The following is a 26,014-nucleotide window of genomic DNA, read 5'->3' on the forward strand; positions in this document are numbered from 1 at the left end:
CTGGGTTGGTTGCGGTCGGGCACGTCGGCTCCATACTGTATATTTATACAGTATGGTACGCCTCTCTCAACCGGATTTCAAGTCCGGCGCACCCAGCGGCACATACGCGGCCTGCTGCTGCACGAAACCGTCGAATGCCTCGAACAAGGGCTGGAAGACGGCATCATCCCCTTCCAGCTGGCCCAGCGCCAGCGCCGCCGCCTCCAGCGAAGACAGCTGGTGCGGCGCATGCGCCTTGCGGATCCGGTAATTCGACGGCGCGACGTCCACCAGCGCCAGGCGCGGCAAGGCTTGCAGGGCTGGGTTCAGGTACAGCATCTTGCGGCTCTTGCGCCAGGTGGCATCCAGCAGCACCAGGCGCAGCTGCTGCGCCTCCAGCGCTTCGAACGGCGGCGGCGCCGGCAGGCTGGGGTCGCCCGGCGTGTCCGGATACAGCAGTACCGGCACGCGGCCGTCCGCATGCAGCAGCGCATCCAGTTCGGCGCGGTCGAAAGCCTCACCCACCGCAAGCCTGCTGCCGGCCACGCTCAGGTGCAGCAGGCGCGCGCTGTTCTTGGCGTTGGCCACTTCCAGCGGATGCTGCAGCACCAGCAGCGCGGCACGCGGCGCGACATGGGTGATCCAGCGGCAGATGCAGGCCGACTGCGCGCGCAGACAGGTCGGGCAGCGCGCACGCTTTACTGATACATCGCTCATGGCGCCGGGCTCCAGCCGCCGCCGAGCGCGCGGTACAGGTCGACATGGGCCGCGAGCAGGCTGGCGCGCAGCTGCAGCACCGTGTTCTCGGCGCCGAAGGCGTTGCGCTGGGCGTCCAGCTCTTCGAGGTAGGACGCATAGCCGTTGGCATAGCGGTTGTGCGCCACCCGCAGCACCTCGTTGGCCGCGGTCCGCCGCGCTTCGGCCTCCATCAACTGACGCCGCAGGCCGTCGATGCCGGCCAGGGCGTTCTCGGTTTCCGCGAAGGCGCCCCGTACCACGTTCTCGTAGGTGTAGATGGCGCGGTCGCGCACCGTTCCCGCGATCTCGGCCTGGGCGCGCAGGCGGCCCGCATCGAACAGCGGCGCGAGCACGCTGCCGCCGATGCTCCACAGTTCGACCGGAGAGCGCAGCAGGCGAGCGATGCTGGCGCCTTCCACTCCCAGCGACGCGGTAAGGCGGATCGAGGGCAGCAGCTGGTCGCGCGCCGCGGCCAGGCTGGCGTCCGCGGCTGCCACCGCGCGCTCGGCCTGGGCGATGTCGGGGCGGCGCCGCAGCAGTTCGGAGGGCAGGCCGGGGGCAGGCAGGGGCAGGCGCAGGCTAAGCAGCGGCACGCCGCGCGCCACCGGCCCGGGGCTGCTGCCCACCAGCAGGTTCAGCGCCTGCTCCTGCTGCGCGATGGCGCGCTCCAGCTGCGGCACCACGCCGGCGGTGGCGTGCAGCTCGGCCTCGGCCTGCGACATCTCCAGGCGCGAGCTGTAGCCGACTTCGAACTGGTGGCGCGCCAGCGCGAACGAACGCTCGCGCGAGGCCAGCGTCTCGCGTGCCAGCGCGAGCTGGGCGTCCAGTCCCAGCAGATTGAGGTAGCCGGAAGCGGTATTCGCCGCCACAGACAGGGCCGCCGCTTCCAGGGCGGCTTCCTGCGACAAGGCGTCGAAGCGCGCCGCGTCGACGGTGCTGGCCAGGCGTCCGAACAGGTCGAGCTCGTAGGCTGCCTGCACGGTCCCGACCAGCGAGGTGACTTCCACCGGCTGCCCCAGCGGCCCGATGGCGCGCGCGCGGGTCGGGGCGAACGAGACATTCAGGGACGGCTGCTGCGCGCTGGCGGCGATGCGCACGCGCGCCGCATATTCCTGCAAGCGCGAGCGGGCGATGCGCAGGTCGCCGTTGTTGTCGAGCGCACGCCGCACCAGCGCGTCCAGCTGCGGGTCGCCGAAATGCTGCCACCAGTCGCGCGTCACGGCCGCCTCCGCGCCAGGTGCCATGCGCCAGGCAACGGGCACCTGCAGGGTCGGCGCGGGTGCCGGCTGCGGCGCCATGGCGCAGCCGGCCAACAGCAGCGGCGCCACGAGACAGGCAAGCCTCCTCATCGCGCTTCCTTGTCTGCCTGGGCGGTGTCGATCGTCGCCACCACCGACATGCCGGGCCGCAGGCGCTGGGCCAGCGGCTGGTTCGGGTCGATGCTGATCCGCACCGGGATGCGCTGCGCGATCTTGACGAAGTTGCCGGTCGCGTTGTCGGGCGTGATCACCGAGAACTCCGAGCCGGTCGCCGGGGAGATTCGTTCCACATGGCCGCGCAAGCTGGCGTTGTTGAGCGCGTCCACCGTGAAGCTCACCGGCTGGCCCAGGCGCACCCTGGCCATCTGCGTCTCCTTCATGTTGGCGATCACCCACAGCGTGCTTGGCACCAGGGCCGTGAGCTGGGCGCCGGCGTTGACGAAGGCTCCCTGGCGCACCGTCACCTGCCCCAGCTGGCCGTCGCGCGGCGCCAGGATGCGGGTGTTGGACAGGTCGATCTCGGCCAGCTTCACCGCAGCTTCGGCATTCGCCACCGCGGCCTCCAGCGAGGCGCGGCTCACGCCCACGGAACGCAGGTTCTGGCGCGCGATCTCGAGCGCCGCCCTGGCCTGGTCGCGCGCCGCCACCGCCTGGGCGCGGGTAGCGCGCGCGGCGTCGCGCTCGCGCGCCGACAGCGAACCGTCGGCCGCCAGTTCCTCGACCCGGCGCAGGTCGGCCTCGGCGCGGCGCGCCTGCGCGTCGCTCGATGCCAGCGTCGCCTGGTTCTGCGCGATCGTCGCCTGCGCGCTGGCATTGCTCTGCGCGTAGTTCTCGAGCGCGGCGCGGCGTGTCGCCAGTTCGGCGCGCGCCTGTTCCAGCCGCTGGGTCGGGATGCGGTCGTCGATGCGCATCAACAGCTCGCCCTTGCGCACCGGCTGGAAGTCCTGCACCAGCACTTCCACCACGTAGCCGCTCAACTGGGGACTGATGATGGTCACCTGCCCGCGTACCAGCGCGTTCTCGGTGCTTTGCAGCGTGCTGCGGAAAGGCGGCAGCTGCCAGGCGTAGAGCACGATCAGCACGCCGGCCAGGGCGATGGCGGCAAAGGCAAGGGCGCTGAGCAGCATACGGCGCGAACGTGGCCTCGATGGCGATGCGGCAGGGGTGGTCGATGGTTCAGGCATGTCAGTCCAGATTAGTCAGTAACCGGTTCGGGTGGCGGCGGCGCCCCGGGGGGGCGGGTTGCCGGCACCGGCGTCAAGGCAGGGAAATAACGCAGCCAGAGCGCGTGCACGAAGATCCACGCGGCGGCCGTGGCGGCCAGGATGGAAAGGACCAGGAACACGTCGTTGTAGGCCAGGATATTGGCTTCGCGCGAAGCGCTGGCGGCCAGCGAGGCGACGCCCTGGCGGGTGCGCGCGGCGGGGTCGGCCACCAGCTGGCCGACGGCGGCGGCGCCGGACTGGATGCGGCTGGCCACCAGCGGATCGAGGCTGCTGAGGTGTTCGACGATGATCGAGGAATGGTACTTCTCGCGCAGCACCTGGAACGTGCCGACGATGGCGGAGCCGAGCAGGCCGCCCAGGTTCTGGGTCAGCCCGAACAGCACCGAGAAGCTGATCAGGTTGGCCGGATTGGCGATCACGGTGCCGATCAGCGAGACCACCAGCGGCCCGAGGAAGACCGTGCCGCCGAAGGCAAGCAGGCTCTGGCTCAGGTACATCTGTTCCGGGCGGGTCTGGTTGGTGGCGTGGGCATCGAGCCAGGCGCCCAGCGCCATGATCAGGAGCGAGATGACCTGCGGCGCCATCAGGTGCTGCACGTTGATGGTCAGCGCCGAGACCACGACCCCGGCGATGGTGGCGCACAGCACGATGAGGAACAGGGTCTGCAGCTGGTCGTTGTTCAGGCCCACCAGGCGCAGGAAGCCGACCGCGCCCACGCTCTGTTCGGACAGCACGATGCGCACCAGGACCATCGACAACGCCAGGCGCAGGATGTTCGCGCTGGTGAACCAGCGCAGGTTCAGGAGCGGATTGGCGCGGTTGTGCTCCACGCAGACGGCGGCCGCCAGCAGGACGATCGCGGCGGCCAGCGCCACGCCGATCCAGGGCGCTTCGAACCACCACAGGACCCGGCCGAAGCTGACCGCCGCGCACAGCAGCGCCATGCCGGGCGCGAACAGCGCGAAGGTGACGAAGTCCATCGGACGGAAGGCCTGGAAGCGGTCGCCCGGCGGCAGCTTGAGCATCAGCACCGCGCCGAGCGAAACCAGGGCCAGGCCGAGCTCGAACATGTACAGGCCGCGCCACTCGGCGATCTGCAGCAGGTCGCTGGAAAAGATGTAGGCCAGCGGCAGCGCCAGTTGGGCGCAGCCGAGCGCCAGCGCCATGCCGCGCAGGCGCCACTCCTTCCGGAAGGCTTGCAGCACGTAGTACAGGCCGAGCGGCGACACCGCCGCCGCCAGCATGCCGTGCGCGGCGCGCACCGCGATGGCCGAGCCGAGGTCGTTCACGAACAGGTGGGCGAAGGTCACCAGCGCGTACAGCACCAGGAAGAATTCGGTAAACAGGCGCAGCCCGAACTGCTGGCGGAACTTCACCAGAAGCAGGTTCATGGACGCATTGGCCATCACGAATACGGCCGGCAGCCAGGCGGTCTCGGTGGAGTAGGCGCCCAGGGCGCCCTGCAGGTTGACCAGATTGACGGCGACCAGCGCGTTGCCGAGGCCGCCGGTGAGGGTGACCAGGATGCCAACAAAAAGGTAGGCGAAACGCAGCGGTGTCGGGTGGGCGGGCGTGGAGGGAGAGCCCGGGAGCATCGGTTTCTCGTCGGGCGCCCATTCGCGCGGCGCGTACTTGCTCATCCGATCATTCCTCCACCTCCCTTGCCAGGTAGGCATGATAACCGTTCACGAAAAACCATGCCGGAAGCTGCTCGACAGCGTGCGTGGCGTGGCAAAGATCATGAACGCGTGATCACTTTGTCACGCCACAAAAATTTAGCGCCGGAATTGCCAGATTGAGTATTGCCCTGGGTTTTCTACGTACCTAGAATCAACTTATGCCATGCGGAAATTCTTCCGTGTTTGTTTCACCTGGTACGTAGTCGAGACAGAGTCACCATGGTTCCACGCTTCACGCTCCGCAAACTCCTGGCAGCCGCCCTGGCCGCCGCCGCATTGACCCCGGGGATCGCCGTGCAGCAGGAGTTGCAACTTGATCACCGTATGAACGAACACATCGAGCAGGTGCCTGCCGGCCCGCAGGGCCGCGCCATGCTCGAGACCACCGTGTTCCAGCCGAACGGACCGGGCCCCTTCCCGCTCATCATCATCAATCACGGCAAGGACCCGGGCCGCCCGAACCTGCAGCCGCGCGACCGCTTCTACCACATGGCTTCCGCCTTCGTGAAGCGCGGCTACGCCGTCATGGTGCCGATGCGCCAGGGCTTCGCCAACTCCACCGGCCGCTACCGCGACTTCGGCTGCGACATGACCGCCAACGGCTATGCCCAGGCGGAAGACATCGCCGCCACCCTCGCCTACGCGCGCAAGCAGAAGTGGATCGACGCCAACCGCATCGTGATCGCCGGCCAGTCCTACGGCGGCCTGGCGACCATCGCCCTCGGCACCAAGGACCTGCCGGGCGTGCGCGGCCTGATCAACTTCGCCGGCGGCCTGCGCGACGACAGCGACCGCTGCGCCTGGCGCTCGGCGCTGGTGACCGCCTTCTCCGAGTACGGCGCCAAGACCAGGCTGCCGACCCTGTGGATGTATGGCCAGAACGACTCGCTGTTCGGCCCCGAGCTGGCGCAGCGCATGCACGCCGCCTTCGAACAGGCCGGCGGCCGCGGCCGCCTGGTCGAGTTCCCGGCCTTCAAGCGCGACTCGCACGGCATGCTGGCCAGCCGCGACGGCGAAAAGGTGTGGCTGGACGACACCATGCGCTTCCTGGCCCAGGTCGGCATGCCGACCAAGGTGATCCACGACGTGCCGCCGCCGCCGAGCCCGGCGCGTACCGACTACGCCCAGGTGGACGACGTCGAGGCCGTGCCCTTCCTCTCCGAAAACGGCCGCCGCGCCTACCAGGAATACCTGGGCAAGATGACGCCGCGCGCCTTCGCGGTCTCGCCGAGCGGCGCCTGGACCTGGGCCGAGGAAGGCGAAGACCCGGACGGCCGCGCGCTGGCCACCTGCACCGCCAAGAGCAAGGAGCCGTGCCGCCTGTACTCGGTGGACGACTACGTGGTCTGGACCGGCGACATCGACCAGGCGGACAAGACCTCGGTGACGGCGTCGGTGATCGACGTGCCGAAGCCGGCGGTGGATCCGACCGCGTCGGCGCCGACCACCTCGATCGGCTCGAACAAGGCCACGAACTAGGTTTTCGCAGGGCGGGCAGCCGCCAAGAGTCCGACCCAGCGCAAACCGCGCCCGGCCTGCTGCTCCGACAATGGCCCTGACGTCATTTCGGAGACTTGCATGTTTCGCATCATCCACGCCCTGCTGGCGCTGGCCGCGCTGTGCGCCAGCGTGCCCGCCAGCGCCGCAGTGGCGGACCACGCCAACAACGACCCCGTGATCCTGGTCCACGGTTTCCTCGGCTTCGGCCCGGACACCTTCGAGCACAGCGGTTTCAACTACTGGGGCGGCTACGGCGACATCGCCTCGCACATGCAGGTCTACCGCGGCCCGCGCACGGTGTTCGCGGCCGTGGTCGGCCCGATCAGCTCCAACTGGGACCGCGCGGCCGACCTGTATGCCCAGATCAAGGGCGGCTGCGTCGACTACGGCGCCGCGCACGTGCGCAAGTACGGCCTGCCGGGCCAGCAGCAAAAACCCGCCGGCAAGTGCTGGGCCGCCGACCCGAAGAACAACCCCGAAGGCTACCCGCTCGCGCTCTACCCGGCCTGGGATGCGCGCCATCCGGTCCACCTGATCGGCCACAGCCAGGGCGGCACGACCATCCGCGCCCTGATCGAACTGCTGGAACACGGCTCGCCAGAGGACGAAGGCGGCCACGAACTGTTCAAGGGCGGCAAGCTGGGCTGGATACGCAGCGTGACGACCATCTCCACGCCCCACAACGGCACCACCTTCGCCGACGCCGTCCTGAACGTGGTGCCGCCCCTGCAGTCACCCTTGGGCGAGCTGCTCAAGCACCGCTGGGCGAACTGGGAGCTGTCGCCGGACGGCGCGCGCGAATTCAACCTGTGGGCGCGCACCTCGCCGCACATCTATTACTACTCGGTGGGCACGCAGGCGACCGAAGCCGGCAGCTGGTGCTGCAACGAGACCGACCGCGTGATCGCGCCGGTCCAGACCACCCTCTACCAGTACCCGCGGCTCGACATGATCCCGGCCTTCAAGGCCATGGCGGGAGAATGGATCGTGCCCTCGGTGCTGCAGAACGGCCTGGGAGGCTACACCCAGGCAGGCGCCGGGCGGGTGCCCATCGGCAGCGAATGGTTTCCCAACGACGGTGTGGTGAACACCATCAGCATGCGCGCCCCGAACGGGCATCCGGTGCGCAACTACGATGGCACCTCGGTCAAGGGCACTTGGAATTTCCTCGGCACCTACAAGGGATATGACCACTTCGACATCCTGAACTGGCCGAATCCAGGGCCGTCGGCGAATCCGGTGTATGAGCGGATCAGCGACATCATCTTCGGGCTGTAAGATGACTTAACGCAATAGTTTCCTGGCGAAGGGCCGTATCGTGAATATCTGCGCCGATGCGTCAAGGAGCGCGAGCGGGTACTCACCGTCCTTGGCAAGGCGGATCACAGGTCACAGGCGACACTTGAAGAACATCGCGCTGCTGAAGAGTATGCGAGAACAAACAAGATTCTCCGCTTTCGCATCGGTGGTCATGAACCATGGGACGGGGCCGTAGGCGTCATGTAGAGGGCTGGTTATCTCAGATACAGGAAAATCTACTCCGGAAGCGACACCTCCCTGATCTCGTAGGCAGCCCCGCAGCGCTCAATGGACGCTGCGCAAGCCCCGCGCCAGATCCGACAGCCGGTACGGCTTGCTCACGAAGGTGAAGTCCCCCAGCCGGTACTGGTCGAGCTTGAGCGCCGGCTGCGGATACCCGGAGGCCAGCATCACCTTGATGCCCGGGTAGTGCTCGCGGGTGTACTCGGCCAGCTCGATGCCGTTGACGCCGTTCGGCATGACGATGTCGGTGAACAGGATGTCCACGTCGCGGCTGGCCAGCACGTTCATGGCTTCCTGGCCGCTGGCCGCGGTGGTGACCTCGTAGCCCATGCTCATGAACAGCGCCGAGGCCACGTCCAGCAGGTCCGGCTCGTCCTCGACGATCAGGACCGTTTCCGAGTCGCCGCGCGCCAGCTCGCCCTCCTGCGCGCTCACGGCCGGCAGGTAGATCGCGATCGTGCTGCCCTCGCCAAGCGTGCTCTGGATGACCACCTCGCCGCCCGACTGCTTGATGAAGCCGTACACCTGCGACAGGCCCAGGCCGGTGCCCTTGCCGGTTTCCTTGGTGGTGTAGAAGGGTTCGAAGGCGCGCTGCACGGTCTCGGGCGCCATGCCGGTGCCGGTGTCGGTCACCGAGGTGCACACGTAAGGTCCCGGCGCCAGCCCCGGCACCTCGCCCTCCTGCAGCGTGAGCTGGGCGGTGTCCAGCCTCAAGGTGCCCCCGTCGGGCATGGCGTCGCGCGCATTCACGACCAGGTTGAGCAGGGCCGATTCGAAGCGCGCCGCGTCCACCACCGCGCTGCCGGCCTGCGGGTCGAGGTTGAACTCGAACTCGATGCCGGAATGCCCGGCGCGGCGCAGCACCGACTCGAAGCCGGAGATCAGGCGGTTGATGCTGCGCGTTTCCGGCTGCAGCGGCTGCTGGCGGGCAAAAGCGAGCAGCTGCTGGGTGAGCGTGGCGCCGCGGTCGATCGCGCGGCGCATGCTGTCGATGGTCTTGGCGTCGCCGCTGCCCTGGCGGTTCATGCTCAGCACCTCGAGGCCGCTGGCCAGCACCGACAGCAGATTGTTGAAGTCGTGCGCCACGCCGCCGGTGAGCTGGCCGATCGATTCCATCTTCTGCGACTGGAACAGGGCAAGCTGGGCCTGCTCGAGCGCTTCCTCGGTGCGCTTCTTCTCGGTGAGGTCGCGCGTGATCTTGGCAAAGCCCAGGAGCTTGCCATCGTCGCCGTGGACGGCGTCGATGATGACGTGGGCCCAGAAACGCGTGCCGTCCTTGCGCCGGCGCCAGCCTTCGGCCTCGTAGCGGCCCTCGCGCGCGGCGGTGGCGAGCGCGCGCTGCGGCATGCCGCCCTCGCGGTCTTCATCGGTGTAGAAGCGCGAGAAGTGGCTGCCGAGGATCTCCTCCAGGCTGTAACCCTTGATGCGTTCGGCGCCGACGTTCCAGTTGGTCACCAGGCCTTCGGGCGAGAGCATGTAGATCGCATAGTCGGTGACGCCCTGCACCAGCAGGCGGAAGCGCTGCTCGCTCTCGCGCAGCGCGTCCTCGGCCAGCTTGCGGCTCGTGACGTCGCGGGTGATCTTGGCGTAGCCCAGCAGGTTGCGCTCTTCGTCGTAGATCGGGTCGATGACGACGTGGGCCCAGAAGCGGGTGCCGTCCTTGCGCACGCGCCAGCCCTCGGCCTCGTATTTACCGTGCTCCAGGGCTTGCGCCAGCGCGCGCGCCGGCAGGCCGCCCTCGCGGTCTTCCGGCGTATAGAAGCGCGAGAAGTGCTCGCGCAGGATCTCGTGCGACCGGTAGCCCTTGAAGCGCTGGGCGCCGGCGTTCCAGCTGGTGATGTGGCCAGACGGGTTCAGCATGTAGATGGCATAGTCGCTGATGCCGGCAATGAGGTACTGGAACCGTTGTTCGTCGGTCAGGGGCGGCTTGGGCGGTTGGTGCGGTTTCATGGACCGGGGGCCTTGCGGTGTCTGGAGCGTCAAATATCCTATCATACCGATACTCAGCAATAGGATGCCACGCAATTGACCCGCATTTGGACGGCCCTGGCATGATGAATATTGGAAATTGCGCCGCTCTCTGCTTGATCCGCCGGAATTGACGTTACAATGCCAAGTTGTATCTTCAGCAGGCCTCCCGTTTGACATGACCCAGGCACCCTCCGACACCCTAGACCTCAGCCGCTGTGCGGACGAACCGATCCGCACGCCCGGCAGCATCCAGCCGCACGGCTTCATGCTGACGCTGTCGCCGACGGCGCTCATGGTGCAGCAGGCAAGCGGCAACCTCGCGGACTGGATCGGCATGCCGGCACAGCAAGCCGTCGGCCGCCCGCTCGCCGAGGTGGTGGGCGACACCGCCGCAACCCGCATCGGCGCCGAGATCGACGCCAATCAGGTGGCGTCGCGCCCGGCGTATATCGGCACGATCACGGCCGGCAACGGCGCTCATTTCGACGTCCTCGTGCATGCCTGGGACAGCCTGCTGATCCTCGAATTCGAAGGGGTCGAGCGCCGCCGCGCCGCCGACTTCCGCCACCTGTACCCCTTGATCGGCGACTTCCTGGTCAAGATCAACCAGCCGGCCTCGATCCCCGAGATGTCCGAACTGGCCGCGCGCCGGGTGCGCGAAGTCACCGGCTACGGCCGCGTGCTGGTGTACCAGTTCGACACCGACGGCCACGGCCGGGTGCTGGCCGAATCGAAGGAAGACGGCTACGAGTCTTACCTGGGGCAGCACTTCCCGGCCAGCGACGTGCCGGCCCAGGCGCGCGCCCTGTATACGCTGTCGCCGATCCGCTTGATCCAGGACGCCAACTACGTGCCGGCGCCGCTGGTGCCCGATCTGAATCCGCTGACCGGCACGCGCAACGACCTGTCCTTCGCCTCGCTGCGCAGCGTCTCGCCGGTGCACCTGCAGTACATGCGCAACATGGGCACGCTGGCCTCGATGTCGGTGTCGCTGATCGTCAAGGGCAAGCTGTGGGGCCTGATCTCCTGTCACAACGCCGAGCCCCGTCCGGTCTCGGTCGAGAAGCGCACCGCCTGCGAGCAGCTGGGCCAGATCCTGGCGCTGGTGATCGAGTCGCGCGAGGACGCGGCCGAACTGCAGTTCCGCCTCGACGTGCGCCGCATCATGGTCGAGATGCTGGGCCATCTGACCAAGGGCGCCGACTTCCTGGAAAACATGAGCGGCGTGTTCCCCGAGCTGCTGCGCTTCGGGCGCGCCGGCGGGGTCGCCATCGTGGTCGACGACCGCGTGCTGACCTACGGCGACACCCCGAGCGAGCCGCAGATCCGCGCCCTGGCCGACTGGCTGTCGCTGCACGGGCACACCGAGGTATTCCACACCGATCACCTGAAACAGGTCTACCCGGCGGGCAGCGACATGGTGCGCAACGCCAGCGGCCTGCTGGCTCTGCCGATCTCGCGCATCCACCAGCATTACCTGCTGTGGTTCCGCCCTGAGGTGGTGCAGACCATCGAGTGGGCCGGCAACCCGCGCGGCAAGCATGCCTCGCCCGACGACCCGACCCAGCTGACGCCGCGCCTGAGCTTCGACGCCTGGCGCGAGACCATCCACGGCCGCAGCCTGCCCTGGCATAGCGCCGAGATCGAGCTGACGGTCGAATTCCGCAGCGCCCTGCTGGGCATCGCGCTCGAGCGCGCCGAGCAGATGGCCGAACTGGCCGAGGAACTCGGGCGCGCCAACAAGGAGCTGGAAGCCTTCTCGTATTCGGTCTCGCACGACCTGCGCGCGCCGCTGCGCCACATCGTCGGGTTCTCCGACCTCCTGATCGAATCGGCCGGCGCCGAGGACCCGGAGCGGCGCCAGCGCTTCCTGAAGAACATCAAGGAATCGGCCCGCCTGGCCGGCAAGCTGGTGGACGACCTGCTGTCGTTCTCGCAGATGGGCCGCGCCGCCCTGCGCCCGACCACGGTGGACATGAACGACCTGGTCTCGGCCTGCATCGACAAGCTCGGCATGGAGATGCAGGGCCGTAACGTCGACTGGCACATCGAGCCGCTGCCGCGCATCTGGGCCGACCCGACCTTCCTGCACCTGGCGGTGTTCAACCTGCTGTCGAACGCGGTGAAGTTCACCAGCCAGCGCGACCCGGCGGTCATCACCATCACGTCCGAGGAAGACGCCGAGGTCACGGTCTTCCACGTCGCCGACAACGGCGCCGGCTTCAACATGGAGTACGTGCACAAGCTGTTCGGCGTGTTCCAGCGCCTGCACCGCATGGAAGACTTCCAGGGCACCGGCATCGGCCTGGCCAACGTGCGCCGCATCGTCGAGCGCCACAACGGCCGGGTCTGGGCAACGTCCTCGCAGGGCGAAGGCGCGACCTTCTCCTTCAGTATCCCGAAACACCCATCCAACTGAGGCAAACGATGCTCAAGCCTATCCTCCTCGTCGAAGACAATCCGCACGACCTCGAACTGACCCTCATCGCCTTGTCGAAGAGCCAACTGGCCAACGAGGTGGTCATCGTGCGCGACGGCGCGGAGGCGCTCGACTACCTGCATCGCCGCGGCGAATTCAGGGAGCGCGTCATCGGCAACCCGGCCGTCATCCTGCTCGACCTGAAGCTGCCCAAGGTGGATGGCCTGGAAGTGCTGAAGGAAATCCGCGAGACCGACTGCCTCAAGAGCATCCCGGTCTGCATGCTGACCTCGTCGAAGGAAGAGCAGGACGTCATCCGCAGCTACGAGCTGGGCGTGAACGCCTACGTGGTCAAGCCGGTGGACTTCACCGAGTTCGTGCGCGCCATCGGCGACCTCGGCATCTTCTGGGCGGTCCTGAACGAACCGCCGCCGGGCTCGCGCCGCTACGTCAAGCCCAAGTGATTCTGCGCCGCCGGCTGCGGGGGTGACACGCCGGCCTTCTGGTCGCGCTTGGCGCGGCGCAGCAGGTGGCGGATGCGCGCGCTCAGCGCGTCCGGATGGTAGGGCTTCTGCAGCAGGTGCACCGACGCGTCCAGCCTGCCCTCGTGCGCGAGCACGCCTTCCGCATAACCCGACGTGTACAGCACCTGCGCGTGCGGCAGGCGGCGGCGCACCAGCTCGCCCAGCTGCAGGCTGCTGACCGGCCCCGGCATGATCACGTCGGTGAACACCAGGTCGATGTGGCGGCCGCTGTCGACGATCTCCAGCGCGCTTTCCGCGTCCTCCGCTTCCAGCACCTCGTAGCCCAGCGCCGACAGGATGCCGCAGGTCGAGCTGCGCACGTCGGCCTCGTCCTCGACCACCAGGATGGTTTCCAGGCCGCCCGCCAGCGGCGCGCTGTGGACCGGCTCGATGGGCGTGGGCGCGGCGTCGCTGCGGGGCAGGTAGATGCGCACGCTGGTGCCGCGCCCGACGTCGCTGCGCAGCACCAGCTCGCCGCCCGACTGCTTCACGAAGCCATAGGCCATCGACAGGCCCAGGCCCGTGCCCTGCCCGGTCGGCTTGGTGGTGAAGAAGGGCTCGAAGGCGCGCAGCAGCACGTCCTGGGGCATGCCCTTGCCGGTGTCGGCCACTTCGATCATGATGAAATTACCCTGCGGGACCTCGGGAGGACGCTCGTCGTCCGGGCCGACGTTGCAGGCGCGGATGGTCAGGGTGCCGCTGCCGGCCATGGCGTCGCGCGCATTGATGGCCAGGTTCAGCAGCACGTTGTTGAGCTGGTTCGGGTCGACCATGGTGCTGCCCAGGCCAGGGGCGATCTCAGTGACCACGCGCGCGCTGGGACCCAGCACGCGGCGCATCATGTCGTCCATCTCGCGCAGCAGGTGGCCGGGATCGACCACCACCGACTGCAGCGGCTGGCGCCGCGCGAAGGCCAGCAGGTGCGCGGCCAGCTTGGCGCCGCGCTCGACCCCGCTCAGGGCCATGTCGACGCGCGCCCGGGCGTTCTCGTTCAGGTTACCCACCAGCTTGAGCAGCTGCAGGTTGCCGCCGATGATCTGCAGGACGTTGTTGAAGTCGTGCGCCACCCCGCCGGTGAGCTGGCCGATCGCTTCCATCTTCTGGGCCTGGTGCAGCGCAGACTGGCTGGCGGCCAGCTGTTCCTGGCTCACGCGCAGCGAGGCATAGGCGCCGTCGCGCTGGCGCCGCGCGATGCAGGCGCCGCTGTGGTAGCGCACGCGCGCCACCAGCTCGCGCGGGTCGGGCCACTTGACCATGTAGTCGTTGGCGCCCATGGCGAAGGCGCGCGCCTTGATCTCCGGATCGTCCTCGGACGACAGGACGATGACCGGAATGTCTTCGGTATCGGGATGGGCGCGCAGGCTGGCGGTGACCTCGAAGCCGTCCAGGTCCGGCATGCGCAGGTCGACCAGCACGACGGTGGCACGCACCTCGCGCGCCACCTCGACCGCACGCGCCGGGCTCGACTCGTAGCACAGGGTGTGGCCGGCACATCCCTGCAGGCCGTGCGCGATGATGTCCTGCGCAAAAGGCTCATCGTCGATGAGGAGAACCGAGCATTCGGAGCGATCGTCAATCATTGCGTAAAGGCTCACTGATACGACACGATCTTGCAAAAAGGTAAGCATTGATTCTACTACATTTCAGAAACTCGGCGCACGATTGACGGGCGCGCGGCACCTTGCAAGAGCCGCCTGGCGCCGCCATCTATGCGCCATGCCCAAACGCCGGCCCGAACCGATCGAAGCAGCCCCCGCCGCCGATGCGCACTGCCCCCTGTGCGGCCGTGTGTTGGGCGCGCTCAACATCGACCGCCACCACCTGATCCCCAAGACCTTCAAGGGCAAGGAGCAATTCCCGATCCATAAGATCTGCCACCGCAAGATCCATTCGGCCTTCACGGAACGTGAGCTGCTGCAGACCTATCACACCTGGGAAGCGCTGCGCGGGCACGAAGACATCCGCGCCTTCATCGACTGGGTGGCGAAGAAGCCGCCGGATTTCTATACGCGCACCTACACCTCGAACAAGAAGAAGTATCGCTGAATCCGATGCGGCGCCAGCGCACTTTCGCTTGACAAGCCCGGGCGCAGAGGATTTGATGCAATGCAAGTCCAACAACAGGCTTGCCCATGGATTTCGACACTTATCTACGCCATGACGCCACCGCCCTCGCCGCCCTTGTCGCGCAGGGCGCAGTGACGCCGCAGCACCTGCTCGACCTGGCGCTGGCGCGCCACCACGCGGTCCATGGCCGCGTCAACGCGGTGGTGCGGCTGATGGAAGACGAGGCGCGCCGCCAGTTGCAGGGGCCGCTGCGCGGGCCCTTCGCCGGCGTGCCCTTCCTGCTCAAGGATGCGCTGCAGGACTACGCCGGCCTGCCCACCACCAATGCCAGCCGCGCCATGCGCGCGCACGTACCCAGGGAGCACGCGGCCGTGGTGCGGCGTTATCTTGACGCCGGCCTGGTCGTGTTCGGCAAGACCAACCTGCCCGAATTCGCCCTGAAGGGCGTGACCGATCCGGAACTGTTCGGCCGCACCAGCAACCCCTGGAACCTGGCGCACACGCCGGGCGGATCGAGCGGCGGCGCGGCCGCGGCGGTGGCCGCCGGCATCGTGCCGATGGCGGCCGGGAACGACGGCGGCGGCTCGATCCGTATCCCGGCCGCCTGCTGCGGCCTGTTCGGCTTGCGGCCTTCGCGCGGGCGCGTGTCCGCCGGGCCCGACGTGGGCGAAGTCTGGTTCGGCGCCTCGAGCGAAGGCGTGCTGTCGCGCAGCGTGCGCGATTGCGCGCTGGCGCTCGACCTGCTGCAGGGCGCCGAGCCGGGCGATCCATTCATCATCGCCCCGCCGTCCGCGCCCTACGTGGAACTGATGCGGCGCGCGCCTGGCCGGCTGCGCATCGGCTTCACGGCGGCCTCGCCGATCGGCACCGAGGTCCATCCTGAAGCGCTGGCGGCGGTGCGCCATGCGGCCACGCTGCTGCGCGGACTGGGGCACGAGGTGGAGGAAGCGGCGCCGCAGATCGACGGCGCGGCCCTGGCGACGAGTTATCTGCACATCTATTTCGGACAGGTGCCCGCCCTGGTGGCGCGCATGAAAGCGCTCGGCGCCGGCGACGGCGAACCGGAACTGATGACGCGCCTCCTGGTGACGCTGGGCGGCGCGCTGAAAGCGCCGGCCTTGAGCACGCAACTGGCGCAGTGGAACACGTTCGCGCGGGCGCTGGGGCGCTTCCACCAGCGCTACGACCTGTTGCTCACGCCGACGCTGGCGCATCCGCCGATCGCGCATGGCACCGGCGATTTGCCGGCGGCGCAGCAGGCGCTGCTGGGCTTCCTGCAGCGCACCGGCATGCTCGGCCTGCTGGCGCGGCTCGGGCTGCTCGACAGCACCGTGCAACAGATCGCACGCGACAACCTGCGCTACGTGCCGTTCACCCAGCTGTCGAACCTGACGGGAACGCCGTCGATGTCGGTGCCGCTGTACTGGACGGCGGACGGCTTGCCGCTGGGAGTGCAGCTGGTGGCGCCGTTCGGGAGGGAGGACCTGCTGCTGCAGCTGGCGCACCAGCTGGAGGGGGCGCAGCCCTGGTTCGATCGCTTGCCGGCGATGACGCGCGAAGGCGCGCATGCGAGCGGTGGCGCCCAACCCGCTGCGGCTTGAAAATCGGGATAGGGGCAGTCAGCATGCTGACCGACCCCTCCCACACCACCCGGCATGCGGGTCCGCACCGGGCGGTTCGAGTAGTTGAGGTTAAGTGAGGCGAGGCATGCCAAGACGGTCAAAGTAGCCAATCGTCAGGACGTTGTTCAGGGCAAGCCTGCTGTTGCGCCACCAGCTGCGGTTGTTCCCCGCAACCAGAGCAGCGACTTTCGGCGTTGCCCCCAACTTTCGCAGCTCTCGATAGATGGTAGGCCCACATCGCCACTGTTTCAGGTGAATTGCACGTAGACGGTGGCGCATCCACTTGTCCAGCTCTCGCAGGGCAGTCGGGGTTTGCGCCAGTCCGAAATATGCTTTCCATCCCAATACGTAGCTACGCAGCCCATCAATTACCTCGGCAATGCTGCGTCCACCTGATCGACGAGTAAGTTGCCTGATCTTCTGCCGGAATGCCTCCAGCGCCTTCTTCGACACCGCGCGTTTTACCTCGCCTTTAGGGCCCATCCACAGCTCATAGCCCAGGAATTTGCGGCCAAACGCCCGGCTCACTGCACTTTTCGATTCGTTGATCTTCAGGTGCAGTTTGTCGTACCGGCGCTTGAGCAAGATCATTACCCGCTCGCCTGCCTTCTGGCTGCGCACGTACACGTTGCAGTCATCGGCATAGCGGGCAAAGCGATGCCCCTGTCGTTCCAGCATCCGATCCACCTCGTCGAGAAGCACGTTGGCCAGAAGCGGCGAGAGCGGTCCGCCTTGCGGCGTCCCTTCTCCCCGCTCGACCACCACGCCGCCATCCATGATCCCCGCGTTCAGGTAGGCGCGCACCAGCCAGATCACTCCAGCATCGTTCACGCGTTTCCTTAGACGGTCGATCAGGATGTCGTGGTTGACCCGATCAAAGAACTTCGACAGATCGACGTCGACCACGGTGCGGTAGCCTTCCTGCACGTACTGCTGTACTGCGAGCACGGCATCGCGCGCACGCCGACCAGGCCGGAACCCGTGGCTGTGTTCACTAAAGGTGGGATCGATCAGCGGTTGCAGCACCTGCAATAGTGCCTGCTGAATCAAACGGTCGGTTACGGTGGGTATTCCCAGTTCACGCTCGCTTCCGTCCGGCTTTGGAATGCCGACGCGCCGCACCGGCATGGGTTGGTACGTGCCTTCCAACAGTTGCTTCCTGATGGCAGGCCAAGCGTGCTTCAGGTGCTGTCCGGTCTGGGCAATGTCCAGACCATCGACGCCTGCGGCTCCCTTGTTCGCCTTCACGCGTTTCCACGCGCGTTGCATGTTCTCCCTCGCGAGCGCTTGCACAAGCAAGTCTCGCCCTGTGTCTTCCAGTTCCTGTCGCGGGAGTCGTGTTTCATCGCTGGTTGCATCGGACGAGGCTTCACCCCGCCTTGCCGCTACCCGCCCCGCTGATGCGGGCATCTGATGCCGTACATGATTCATCGACAAGTTGTTCGACACTCCTACTCGTTCGGCCCTTCGCTAAAAAAAACTTAGCTACTATGGCCTCTGCTGACTTCTCGCTCCGTGTCGCCACGTCGCCCTTTCAGGCATGAGGCGAGATCTCCCCAAGGTAAGAACGCACTCCTTCCCTGCACAACCGCCGAATTTACGCCGCCTCGCTTTGACCACAAGAGCTTCGCGGAATGTTGCCCGCTCGCCCTGCTCGGCAGCGCCTTCTATTCGGTTCTTGTCCATCGGCTCGCAGTTTCGCTCCACGCTTCCTCCCCACGCTCGGTCGCCCTTACGCAGTTGCGCTTCACTTCGCTCGCTGTGGTCAGCTTACGGCGGGACTTGCACCCGCAAGAGTGCGCCCATGCTGGGCGCACAACAAAAAGGGCCGCATTCGCATGCGGCCCTTCGTATTCTGGCTCCCCGACCTGGACTCGAACCAGGGACCTGCGGATTAACAGTCCGTCGCTCTACCGACTGAGCTATCAGGGAAAAGAGGCCGCATTATAGCGGCCCGTTTCCGGTTTGCCTAGTGCTACGCATAAACAGTTTGGCCGCCAGCAGCCGCGGGACTGCTTTGCTATAGTCGTCGCACTTTTCACAACCGCGATTTCCCATGACTAGCCCACGCCTTTTCGGTACCCCGCTCTCCCCTTCCGCCATCAAGGTCATGCTGCTCGGCTCCGGTGAACTCGGCAAGGAAACCATCATCGCCCTGCAGCGCCTGGGCGTGGAGACCATCGCCGTCGACCGCTACCCGAACGCACCCGGCCACCAGGTCGCCCACCGCGCCCACGTGATCGACATGCTTGATGGGGCCGCCCTGTCCGCCCTGATCGCACTGGAAAAGCCCGACCTGGTGGTCCCGGAAATCGAAGCCATCGCCACCGAGACCCTGCTGGCCCTCGAAGAAGCCGGCAAGATCACCTGCATCCCGACCGCGCGCGCGGCGATGCTGACCATGAACCGCGAAGGCATCCGGCGCCTGGCCGCCGAGAAACTCGGCCTGCCGACCTCGCCCTACCGCTTTGCCAGCAGCCTGGAAGAACTGGAACAGGCGTGCGCCACGGTCGGCTTCCCCTGCGTGGTCAAGCCGGTGATGTCCTCGTCCGGCAAGGGCCAGTCCAAACTCGACAGCGCCGCGGACGTCGCCGCGGCCTGGGAAGCCGCCGCCAGCGGCGGGCGCGTCGACGCCGGCCGCGTGATCGCGGAAGGCTTCGTCGACTTCGATTACGAGATCACCCTGCTCACGGTGCGCTCGGTGGGCGCCGATGGCCAGGTCGAGACCAGCTTTTGCGAGCCGATCGGCCACAAGCAGGTCCAGGGCGACTATGTCGAATCCTGGCAGCCGCAGCAGATGAGCTCCGCCGCCTTGGCGCGCGCGCGCGATATCGCGGACAAGGTGACAACCGACCTGGGCGGCTGCGGCGTCTTCGGCGTCGAGCTGTTCGTCAAGGGTGACATGGTGTGGTTCTCGGAAGTGAGCCCGCGTCCGCACGACACCGGCATGGTGACCATGGTCAGTCAGGTGCAGAGCGAATTCGAGCTGCACGCCAAGGCGGTGCTGGGCTTGCCGGTGGATGCGTCGCTGCGCGCGCCGGGGGCGTCCGCCGTGATCTACGGCCAGATCGATGCGGCCGGCATTGCCTTCGACGGCGTGGCCGATGCCCTGCGCGTGCCGGGCGTGGACCTGCGCCTGTTCGGCAAGCCGGAATCGTTCGCGCGCCGCCGCATGGGGGTGGCGCTGGCGACGGCGGAGGATGTCGAGACCGCCCGTCGGCGGGCGCTGGAGGCGGCATCGCGGGTGAAACCGGTAAGCCGCTGATCGCTGGCTGGAAGGCGCCGAACCAGACGGCGCCTGAATGCGCGCCGCAAAATCGGGATAGGGGCAGTCAGCATGCTGACCGACCCCTCCCACACCACCCGGCATGCGGGTCCGCACCGGGCGGTTCGAGTAGTTGAGGTTAAGTGAGGCGAGGCATGCCAAGGCGGTCGAAGTAGCCAATCGTCAGGACGTTGTTCAGGGCAAGCCTGCTGTTGCGCCACCAGCTGCGGTTGTTCCCCGCAACCAGAGCAGCGACTTTCGGCGTTGCCCCCAACTTTCGCAGCTCTCGATAGATGGTAGGCCCACATCGCCACTGTTTCAGGTGAATTGCACGTAGACGGTGGCGCATCCACTTGTCCAGCTCTCGCAGGGCAGTCGGGGTTTGCGCCAGTCCGAAATATGCTTTCCATCCCAATACGTAGCTACGCAGCCCATCAATTACCTCGGCAATGCTGCGTCCACCTGATCGACGAGTAAGTTGCCTGATCTTCTGCCGGAATGCCTCCAGCGCCTTCTTCGACACCGCGCGTTTCACCTCGCCTTCAGGGCCCATCCACAGCTCATAGCCCAGGAATTTGCGGCCAAACGCCCGGCTCACTGCACTTTTCGATTCGTTGATCTTCAGGTGCAGCTTGTCGTACCGGCGCTTGAGCAAGATCATTACCCGCTCGCCTGCCTTCTGGCTGCGCACGTACACGTTGCAGTCATCGGCATAGCGGGCAAAGCGATGCCCCTGTCGTTCCAGCATCCGATCCACCTCGTCGAGAAGCACGTTGGCCAGAAGCGGCGAGAGCGGTCCGCCTTGCGGCGTCCCTTCTCCCCGCTCGACCACCACGCCGCCATCCATGATCCCCGCGTTCAGGTAGGCGCGTACCAGCCGGATCACTCCGGCGTCGTTCACGCGTTTCCTTAGGCGGTCGATCAGGATGTCGTGGTTGACCCGATCAAAGAACTTCGACAGATCGACGTCGACCACGGTGCGGTAGCCTTGTTGCACGTATTGCTGTGCTGCAAGCACGGCATCACGCGCACGCCGGCCGGGCCGGAACCCGTGGCTGTGTTCACTAAAGGTGGGATCGATCAGCGGTTGCAGCACCTGCAATAGTGCCTGCTGAATCAAACGGTCGGTTACGGTGGGTATTCCCAGTTCACGCTCGCTTCCGTCCGGCTTTGGAATGCCGACGCGCCGCACCGGCATGGGTTGGTACGTGCCTTCCAACAGTTGCTTCCTGATGGCAGGCCAAGCGTGCTTCAGGTGCTGTCCGGTCTGGGCAATGTCCAGACCATCGACGCCTGCGGCTCCCTTGTTCGTCTTCACGCGTTTCCACGCGCGTTGCATGTTCTCCCTCGCGAGCGCTTGCACAAGCAAGTCTCGCCCTGTGTCTTCCAGTTCCTGTCGCGGGAGTCGTGTTTCATCGCTGGTTGCATCGGACGAGGCTTCACCCCGCCTTGCCGCGACCCGCCCCGCTGATGCGGGCATCTGATGCCGTACATGATTCATCGACAAGTTGTTCGACACTCCTACTCGTTCGGCCCTTCGCTAAAAAAAAACTTAGCTACTATGGCCTCTGCTGACTTCTCGCTCCGTGTCGCCACGTCGCCCTTTCAGGCATGAGGCGAGATCTCCCCAAGGTAAGAACGCACTCCTTCCCTGCACAACCGCCGAATTTACGCCGCCTCGCTTTGACCACAAGAGCTTCGCGGAATGTTGCCCGCTCGCCCTGCTCGGCAGCGCCTTCTATTCGGTTCTTGTCCATCGGCTCGCAGTTTCGCTCCACGCTTCCTCCCCACGCTCGGTCGCCCTTACGCAGTTGCGCTTCACTTCGCTCGCTGTGGTCAGCTTACGGCGGGACTTGCACCCGCAAGAGTGCGCCCATGCTGGGCGCACAACAAAAAGGGCCGCATTCGCATGCGGCCCTTCGTATTCTGGCTCCCCGACCTGGACTCGAACCAGGGACCTGCGGATTAACAGTCCGTCGCTCTACCGACTGAGCTATCAGGGAAAAGAGGCCGTATTATAGCAGCGCTTTTCGATTTCGCGAAGTGCCCCGCTATCGAAAGGCAATATTTCCTAGATCCGCACCCGGCGGATCAGTTTCGACAACTCATCGAACACCACCTGCGGCTCGGTCGTCTGCGGAAAATGCGCGCTGCGCTTCGCGATTGCCCGCTCGCCCAGCGGCGACAGGTGCACCAGGGCCTCCTGGTTGCGCTCGCGCTCGCGCTGTACCTCGCCCGAGATCATCCAGCGCGGCAACCGCTTGCCGCCCGACAGCACGGTGATGGGAATCGGCGGAAACGCCGGCGCCTCGGCGATCTCTTCGATCGTCTCCAGTTCGTTGCTGACCTCGTCGTTCGGATCCGGCGGCGAGAAGCGATCGAGCAGGCCGGCCACCAGGCGCTGCAAGCCGGAGCGGTAGCGTTTCAGGTTGCGCACGTCGTCGGGCGTGGTCGCCTCGATGAACAGGACGCCGCAGGTCTCTTCCGGATAGACCCGTGCGAACAGGTTCGCATGCAGACCGCCGAAGGAATGCGCCACCAGCAGGAAGGGTGGCCTGGCGCCGACCTCGCGCAGCAGCGCGCGCAACTGCAGGATGACGGTGGTGCCCATCTGCGGCTCGCGCGGCCGCCCGCTGGCGCCCACGCCCGGCCTGTCGTAGGCGAAGACCGTGCCCAGCGTTTCGATCTCGGGAAACAGCTGGTGCCAGCCCTCCAGCGGACCGCCGGCGCCGCCCAGCAAGACGATGGTCGGGCTGCCCTGCCCCGACAGCGAAAAACGGAGCATCTGTCCCGCGACCGCGACCCGTTTGCTCGATGGTAGATGCTTCACTGTGTGACCCTGATGAGATTGGTGTTGCCAGCTTACCCATTTCACATGTAAATACGCAACTACCAAAACGCATCCACACGCAAAAACAAAAAGCCACATCTCGCGATGTGGCTTTCTGGAATTCTGGCTCCCCGACCTGGACTCGAACCAGGGACCTGCGGATTAACAGTTGAACGTTTAGGCCTGGGAGGTGAGCATGACGTCATCCCAACTCAGCAAAATCAAGCAGTTACGCGAAATCGACCGCAGTCAACCGCAGCTGCTCGCACCTGTCCGCAGCGGTCTGCGCTATCATTTGCGCTATCAATGAAGACCTGTGGACTGGCCCGATTATAGGTTCTTGCGGAGCGAAAACACAAGACGTTACATCTTCGGATGCTACAACGGACTTAAATTGCAATCCATCGTCCAAGCACTAGCCACGCACGCTCATACCTGACCGGATTTACCTTTGGCTTAACTCGCGACAATGATGCTTTTACGATATTATTTAGCTCTTTCCTGGAGTCCGTATGTCCACATCTTCGTGCCGTGTTCCTGCAACATCCCGCGCCACTAACCTGTCAGTCACGCGTGGTGCTTGTCAACCTGTCTCACGAGTGGTCTCTCCAGACATCAATCATGGCGTACTTGCGACCGACCTGAGCGCTAAAGAGGTCGATGCGCGTATCCGCAAAAGCGGCTACTCAATGACTGAAGTGGTAAGGCCTTACGCAGTCACAACCGTACGAATCCGACAACAAGGATATATACAGCAAGGAAGTGCGCCGAATTTTGGAGGTGGGTTGATAACTCTTTGCACCTGTAAGCACCAAATGCGCGGAAATTATGGCATCGAGGAATGGAATGCCGGCGCTTGGGTGGTTGGGCTGACAAGCATGAGCGAATCACCTACAGGCGAACAGAACCTTTACTATCTCATGCGAGTGTTCCAGGCCTACGAATCGCACGCGGACTTGGTTACGGGGCTCACATCCTTAAACCTTGGCGACGCTATCGCTGCTAAGGATTCAAGGAGCCACGACTTAGGTGACGTAATGATGCCGCTGAAGTCAGGACTTTGCGGTGCGGACCGTTTTATCCCAGCGCTTTACTATCCTCCAATGCTCGGCCACGCACATCGGCAACCGAAACATCTCGACTACTGGCACAAGGACATCGATTATGTCGGTCGAGCGAACCGCCCTCCATTGCTAGTGGGCGACCCCGGTTTGAGTTTCGTGTGGACAAGGCCTGTAGTGCGCCGAAGGAACCCGCAGGCAATTAGGGACTATGAGAACTGGACACTTGGGCGTCTCCTAGCTGAGTTGACCGAGGTTCTGATATGAACGTGGTCCTCCTACAAGCACGTATCGACTCCGGCCCCAGGCACTAAGAGCCCGCTGTTTGCCGACGATTCTTTTGCGCTGCTCTCAATAGAAGACAACTCAGCCGTTGGCAGTCATATCTATGCCAACAATCTTCGTACGGCGACGCCTGACCAAATAATCCCAGAATCCCTTCAAAATTGCGCGCACGCGCGACCAATGCATGTAGAACTGGGGTTGCAGACGTTTACGACAATTTTGGTCGAAATTTACACTTATCGCTATTCCGTAATTACATAAACAGCCGTGCAATCAAGGGGAGCACTCCACCATGTCCGTATTTCACGCCAAGATTGATGGCGTTCCGCAGTTTGTAAGTTACTTCGCCCCAGTGCACCGGGCTATGCAACAACTGGGTGGGCAAGCTACTCCGAAACAAGTTTATGCACACATTGCCGAGCACGAAAGCCTTTCGTCGGAAGATTTGGCTCAGGTCAACCTAAATGGACGCCCCACTTTTGAGAACCGCGCGGCCTGGGCACGTTTTTATATGACTAAGGCAGGCTGGATGTACTCACCCAAGCACGGCGTGTGGGCGTTGACGGAACATGGCAAGCAATCCGCTGAAATTACCGACGCGCAGGCGGTGGCTATGTTTAACAGCGTAGCTACGCAGCTCAAGGGTCATGAAGATGCAGTAGAGGCTCCAAAGGACCATGTGCAGCCGGACAGCACGCAATACTGGTTTGTAGGTGCGATGTGGGGCAATGGTGAGGGGGACCAAACGCCTCGCTTTTTGCAGGATGGCGTTTGGCAGAACGGTTATGAAGATAAGTTCGCCGAGCAAGTCCGCGCAATGAAACCAGGCGACCGCATCGCCATCAAGGCTACCTTTGCACGTAAGCATGGCACCCCTTTTGACAATAAGGGAAAGAGGGTTAGTGCCATGAAAATTAAGGCTATTGGCACGGTTACCCGTAATCATGGTGACGGTCGCAGTGTGGATGTAGTCTGGGACGCACTGGCTGAGCCCCGCGAGTGGTACTTTTATACTTACCGCACTACCATCACCCGTGCACGAGTGGAAGACGAGATTCTGGCACGTCGTTTGGTAGCGTTCACCTTTGACGGCGCTCAGCAGGATTATGCATTCTTTATGGCTCAACCTTACTGGCGCGACCGATTTATGGCGGCTGACGACACCGCGCTGGGCGGGGACTCTTCCGACGAAGATACAGAAACACTGGATGAAATCGAGCAAGTACCACCCGTGGTCATTTATGGCGTAACAGACATCGTAGCCGAAGGGTGTTTTGTGCCCGAAGCCGAGCTACACAACATGCTCAAGCGTTGGACAGAGAAAAAGAATCTAATCTTACAGGGCCCGCCGGGCACTGGTAAAACGTGGCTAGCCCAACGCTTGGCCAAAGCATTAATTGGGCAAAGAAACGTAACTGATGAGCAGTTGCGCATGGTGCAGTTCCACCCAGCATTGTCGTACGAAGACTTTGTGCGTGGATATCGCCCTGGTGGGGACGGACGCCTGACGCTAACGGATGGGCTGTTTTTACAGGTAGTACAGGCTGCTATTGCACAGCCTGATATCGAACATGTGCTTATCATTGAGGAAATAAACCGAGGAAACCCAGCTCAAGTGCTAGGAGAGATGTTGACATTGCTAGAGAGTAGTAAGCGTTCACGTGCAGATGCGATGGAACTGGCCTATTCGAAATCACGTGGAGAAAAGGTTTATGTTCCAGAGAACCTGTACGTGATTGGCACTATGAACGTCGCTGACCGTTCCCTTGCGTTGGTAGATTTGGCTCTACGTCGTCGCTTTGCATTTGTGAATCTATCCCCAAGCCTGAATAGTACTTGGCGCAAGTGGTGCTGTGATAAAGGTATGGATGCAGCGACCATTGAAAACATTCAAACGCGAATGGACGCCTTGAACGAAGAGATTGTTTCCGACCGCGCTTTGGGACCTCAGTTTCGAATCGGCCATTCATATGTCACACCACATGAGCCGGTAACGAACGCTCAGGCTTGGTTCGAAGACTGAGGTGTACTGTCAATAACGGACACG

General features: G+C 64.7%; 17 protein-coding genes and 2 tRNA genes. 8 read left to right on the forward strand and 11 right to left on the reverse strand.

The features are described 5' to 3' along the window. Positions 1-66: 66 nt before the first annotated feature. The 4 genes from MasN3_RS18490 to MasN3_RS18505 are packed head-to-tail and all read right to left on the reverse strand — an operon-like array spanning position 67 to position 4,842. Positions 67-696: a tRNA-uridine aminocarboxypropyltransferase gene (locus MasN3_RS18490; protein WP_281909159.1), complete on the reverse strand. Its 630-nt coding sequence runs from the start codon at positions 694-696 to the stop codon at positions 67-69. Beyond that, complete coding sequence (locus tag MasN3_RS18495) at positions 693-2,066, reverse strand: efflux transporter outer membrane subunit (protein WP_281909160.1); 1,374 nt, start codon at positions 2,064-2,066, stop codon at positions 693-695. The genes MasN3_RS18490 and MasN3_RS18495 overlap by 4 nt, the downstream gene beginning before the upstream one ends. Beyond that, positions 2,063-3,160: an HlyD family secretion protein gene (locus MasN3_RS18500; RefSeq protein ID WP_281909161.1), complete on the reverse strand. Its 1,098-nt coding sequence runs from the start codon at positions 3,158-3,160 to the stop codon at positions 2,063-2,065. Before MasN3_RS18500 ends, MasN3_RS18495 begins: the two co-directional genes overlap by 4 nt. 11 nt (positions 3,161-3,171) lie before the next feature. Then, positions 3,172-4,842, reverse strand: coding sequence for an MFS transporter (locus MasN3_RS18505; RefSeq protein ID WP_281909162.1), 1,671 nt, complete (start codon positions 4,840-4,842; stop codon positions 3,172-3,174). 258 nt (positions 4,843-5,100) lie between these two features. On the opposite strand from MasN3_RS18505, the gene MasN3_RS18510 reads away from it, so the two are divergent. Beyond that, the gene (locus tag MasN3_RS18510) at positions 5,101-6,360 is read left to right on the forward strand and encodes a dienelactone hydrolase family protein (RefSeq protein WP_281909163.1); all 1,260 of its coding nucleotides are present in this window, start codon (positions 5,101-5,103) and stop codon (positions 6,358-6,360) included. Between the two features lie 99 nt (positions 6,361-6,459). Next, positions 6,460-7,659 carry an esterase/lipase family protein gene (locus tag MasN3_RS18515; RefSeq protein ID WP_281909165.1) on the forward strand — a complete coding sequence of 400 codons (1,200 nt, stop codon included), beginning with the start codon at positions 6,460-6,462 and terminating at the stop codon, positions 7,657-7,659. A 306-nt stretch (positions 7,660-7,965) separates the two neighbouring features. Here MasN3_RS18515 and MasN3_RS18520 read toward each other — a convergent pair whose 3' ends face one another. Next, a complete protein-coding gene (locus tag MasN3_RS18520) occupies positions 7,966-9,873 on the reverse strand; it encodes a hybrid sensor histidine kinase/response regulator (protein ID WP_281909167.1) in 1,908 nt (635 codons plus the stop codon). A gap of 196 nt (positions 9,874-10,069) precedes the next feature. Here MasN3_RS18520 and MasN3_RS18525 point away from each other — a divergent pair, with 196 nt between their 5' ends. Both MasN3_RS18525 and MasN3_RS18530 read left to right on the forward strand, forming a co-directional pair. Beyond that, the gene (locus tag MasN3_RS18525) at positions 10,070-12,313 is read left to right on the forward strand and encodes an ATP-binding protein (RefSeq protein ID WP_281909169.1); all 2,244 of its coding nucleotides are present in this window, start codon (positions 10,070-10,072) and stop codon (positions 12,311-12,313) included. Between the two features lie 8 nt (positions 12,314-12,321). Further along, entirely contained in the window at positions 12,322-12,777 is a 456-nt protein-coding gene (locus tag MasN3_RS18530; RefSeq protein WP_281909171.1) for a response regulator, read from the forward strand. On the opposite strand, the gene MasN3_RS18535 is transcribed toward MasN3_RS18530, so the two are convergent. Next, positions 12,759-14,417 (reverse strand): response regulator, encoded by a 1,659-nt coding sequence (locus MasN3_RS18535; protein ID WP_281909172.1) that lies wholly within the window; start codon positions 14,415-14,417, stop codon positions 12,759-12,761. The two genes, MasN3_RS18530 and MasN3_RS18535, sit on opposite strands and share 19 nt — an antisense overlap. 136 nt (positions 14,418-14,553) lie before the next feature. Between MasN3_RS18535 and MasN3_RS18540 the strand changes: the two genes are divergently transcribed. Both MasN3_RS18540 and MasN3_RS18545 read left to right on the forward strand, forming a co-directional pair. Next, a complete protein-coding gene (locus MasN3_RS18540; RefSeq protein WP_281909174.1) occupies positions 14,554-14,883 on the forward strand; it encodes a hypothetical protein in 330 nt (109 codons plus the stop codon). An 86-nt stretch (positions 14,884-14,969) separates the two neighbouring features. Beyond that, the gene (locus tag MasN3_RS18545; RefSeq protein WP_281909175.1) at positions 14,970-16,505 is read left to right on the forward strand and encodes an amidase; all 1,536 of its coding nucleotides are present in this window, start codon (positions 14,970-14,972) and stop codon (positions 16,503-16,505) included. 90 nt (positions 16,506-16,595) lie between these two features. On the opposite strand, the gene ltrA (MasN3_RS18550) is transcribed toward MasN3_RS18545, so the two are convergent. Continuing rightward, positions 16,596-17,957: a group II intron reverse transcriptase/maturase gene (gene ltrA / locus MasN3_RS18550; RefSeq protein ID WP_370662369.1), complete on the reverse strand. Its 1,362-nt coding sequence runs from the start codon at positions 17,955-17,957 to the stop codon at positions 16,596-16,598. Positions 17,958-18,382: 425 nt separating this feature from the next. Then, a tRNA-Asn gene (locus MasN3_RS18555) sits at positions 18,383-18,458 on the reverse strand. Between the two features lie 124 nt (positions 18,459-18,582). Between MasN3_RS18555 and purT the strand changes: the two genes are divergently transcribed. Further along, complete coding sequence (purT, locus tag MasN3_RS18560; protein ID WP_281909176.1) at positions 18,583-19,791, forward strand: formate-dependent phosphoribosylglycinamide formyltransferase; 1,209 nt, start codon at positions 18,583-18,585, stop codon at positions 19,789-19,791. A gap of 139 nt (positions 19,792-19,930) precedes the next feature. On the opposite strand, the gene ltrA (MasN3_RS18565) is transcribed toward purT, so the two are convergent. From ltrA (MasN3_RS18565) to MasN3_RS18575, 3 genes are all read right to left on the reverse strand, one after another. Beyond that, the gene (ltrA, locus tag MasN3_RS18565; protein WP_370662370.1) at positions 19,931-21,292 is read right to left on the reverse strand and encodes a group II intron reverse transcriptase/maturase; all 1,362 of its coding nucleotides are present in this window, start codon (positions 21,290-21,292) and stop codon (positions 19,931-19,933) included. A 426-nt stretch (positions 21,293-21,718) separates the two neighbouring features. Then, positions 21,719-21,794: transfer RNA gene (locus MasN3_RS18570), tRNA-Asn, on the reverse strand. A gap of 68 nt (positions 21,795-21,862) precedes the next feature. Next, complete coding sequence (locus MasN3_RS18575) at positions 21,863-22,576, reverse strand: alpha/beta fold hydrolase (protein ID WP_281909177.1); 714 nt, start codon at positions 22,574-22,576, stop codon at positions 21,863-21,865. Between the two features lie 1,683 nt (positions 22,577-24,259). On the opposite strand from MasN3_RS18575, the gene MasN3_RS18580 reads away from it, so the two are divergent. Next, positions 24,260-25,990, forward strand: coding sequence for an AAA family ATPase (locus MasN3_RS18580; protein ID WP_281909178.1), 1,731 nt, complete (start codon positions 24,260-24,262; stop codon positions 25,988-25,990). Positions 25,991-26,014 lie beyond the last annotated feature (24 nt).

Origin of the sequence: Massilia varians (assembly GCF_027923905.1) — a bacterium.
Lineage (GTDB): Bacteria > Pseudomonadota > Gammaproteobacteria > Burkholderiales > Burkholderiaceae_D > Telluria > Telluria varians_B.

Excerpts from the sequence above, each read along its gene's own strand:
- purT (WP_281909176.1), top strand. The coding sequence starts at position 18,583 with ATGACTAGCCCACGCCTTTTCGGTACCCCGCTCTCCCCTTCCGCCATC.
- MasN3_RS18535 (WP_281909172.1), bottom strand. The coding sequence starts at position 14,417 with ATGATTGACGATCGCTCCGAATGCTCGGTTCTCCTCATCGACGATGAG.
- MasN3_RS18495 (WP_281909160.1), bottom strand. The coding sequence starts at position 2,066 with ATGAGGAGGCTTGCCTGTCTCGTGGCGCCGCTGCTGTTGGCCGGCTGC.
- MasN3_RS18540 (WP_281909174.1), top strand. The coding sequence starts at position 14,554 with ATGCCCAAACGCCGGCCCGAACCGATCGAAGCAGCCCCCGCCGCCGAT.
- MasN3_RS18530 (WP_281909171.1), top strand. The coding sequence starts at position 12,322 with ATGCTCAAGCCTATCCTCCTCGTCGAAGACAATCCGCACGACCTCGAA.
- MasN3_RS18580 (WP_281909178.1), top strand. The coding sequence starts at position 24,260 with ATGTCCGTATTTCACGCCAAGATTGATGGCGTTCCGCAGTTTGTAAGT.
- MasN3_RS18525 (WP_281909169.1), top strand. The coding sequence starts at position 10,070 with ATGACCCAGGCACCCTCCGACACCCTAGACCTCAGCCGCTGTGCGGAC.
- MasN3_RS18490 (WP_281909159.1), bottom strand. The coding sequence starts at position 696 with ATGAGCGATGTATCAGTAAAGCGTGCGCGCTGCCCGACCTGTCTGCGC.
- MasN3_RS18505 (WP_281909162.1), bottom strand. The coding sequence starts at position 4,842 with ATGAGCAAGTACGCGCCGCGCGAATGGGCGCCCGACGAGAAACCGATG.
- MasN3_RS18545 (WP_281909175.1), top strand. The coding sequence starts at position 14,970 with ATGGATTTCGACACTTATCTACGCCATGACGCCACCGCCCTCGCCGCC.
- MasN3_RS18500 (WP_281909161.1), bottom strand. The coding sequence starts at position 3,160 with ATGCCTGAACCATCGACCACCCCTGCCGCATCGCCATCGAGGCCACGT.
- ltrA (WP_370662370.1), bottom strand. The coding sequence starts at position 21,292 with ATGAATCATGTACGGCATCAGATGCCCGCATCAGCGGGGCGGGTCGCG.
- MasN3_RS18520 (WP_281909167.1), bottom strand. The coding sequence starts at position 9,873 with ATGAAACCGCACCAACCGCCCAAGCCGCCCCTGACCGACGAACAACGG.
- MasN3_RS18510 (WP_281909163.1), top strand. The coding sequence starts at position 5,101 with ATGGTTCCACGCTTCACGCTCCGCAAACTCCTGGCAGCCGCCCTGGCC.
- ltrA (WP_370662369.1), bottom strand. The coding sequence starts at position 17,957 with ATGAATCATGTACGGCATCAGATGCCCGCATCAGCGGGGCGGGTAGCG.
- MasN3_RS18515 (WP_281909165.1), top strand. The coding sequence starts at position 6,460 with ATGTTTCGCATCATCCACGCCCTGCTGGCGCTGGCCGCGCTGTGCGCC.
- MasN3_RS18575 (WP_281909177.1), bottom strand. The coding sequence starts at position 22,576 with ATGCTCCGTTTTTCGCTGTCGGGGCAGGGCAGCCCGACCATCGTCTTG.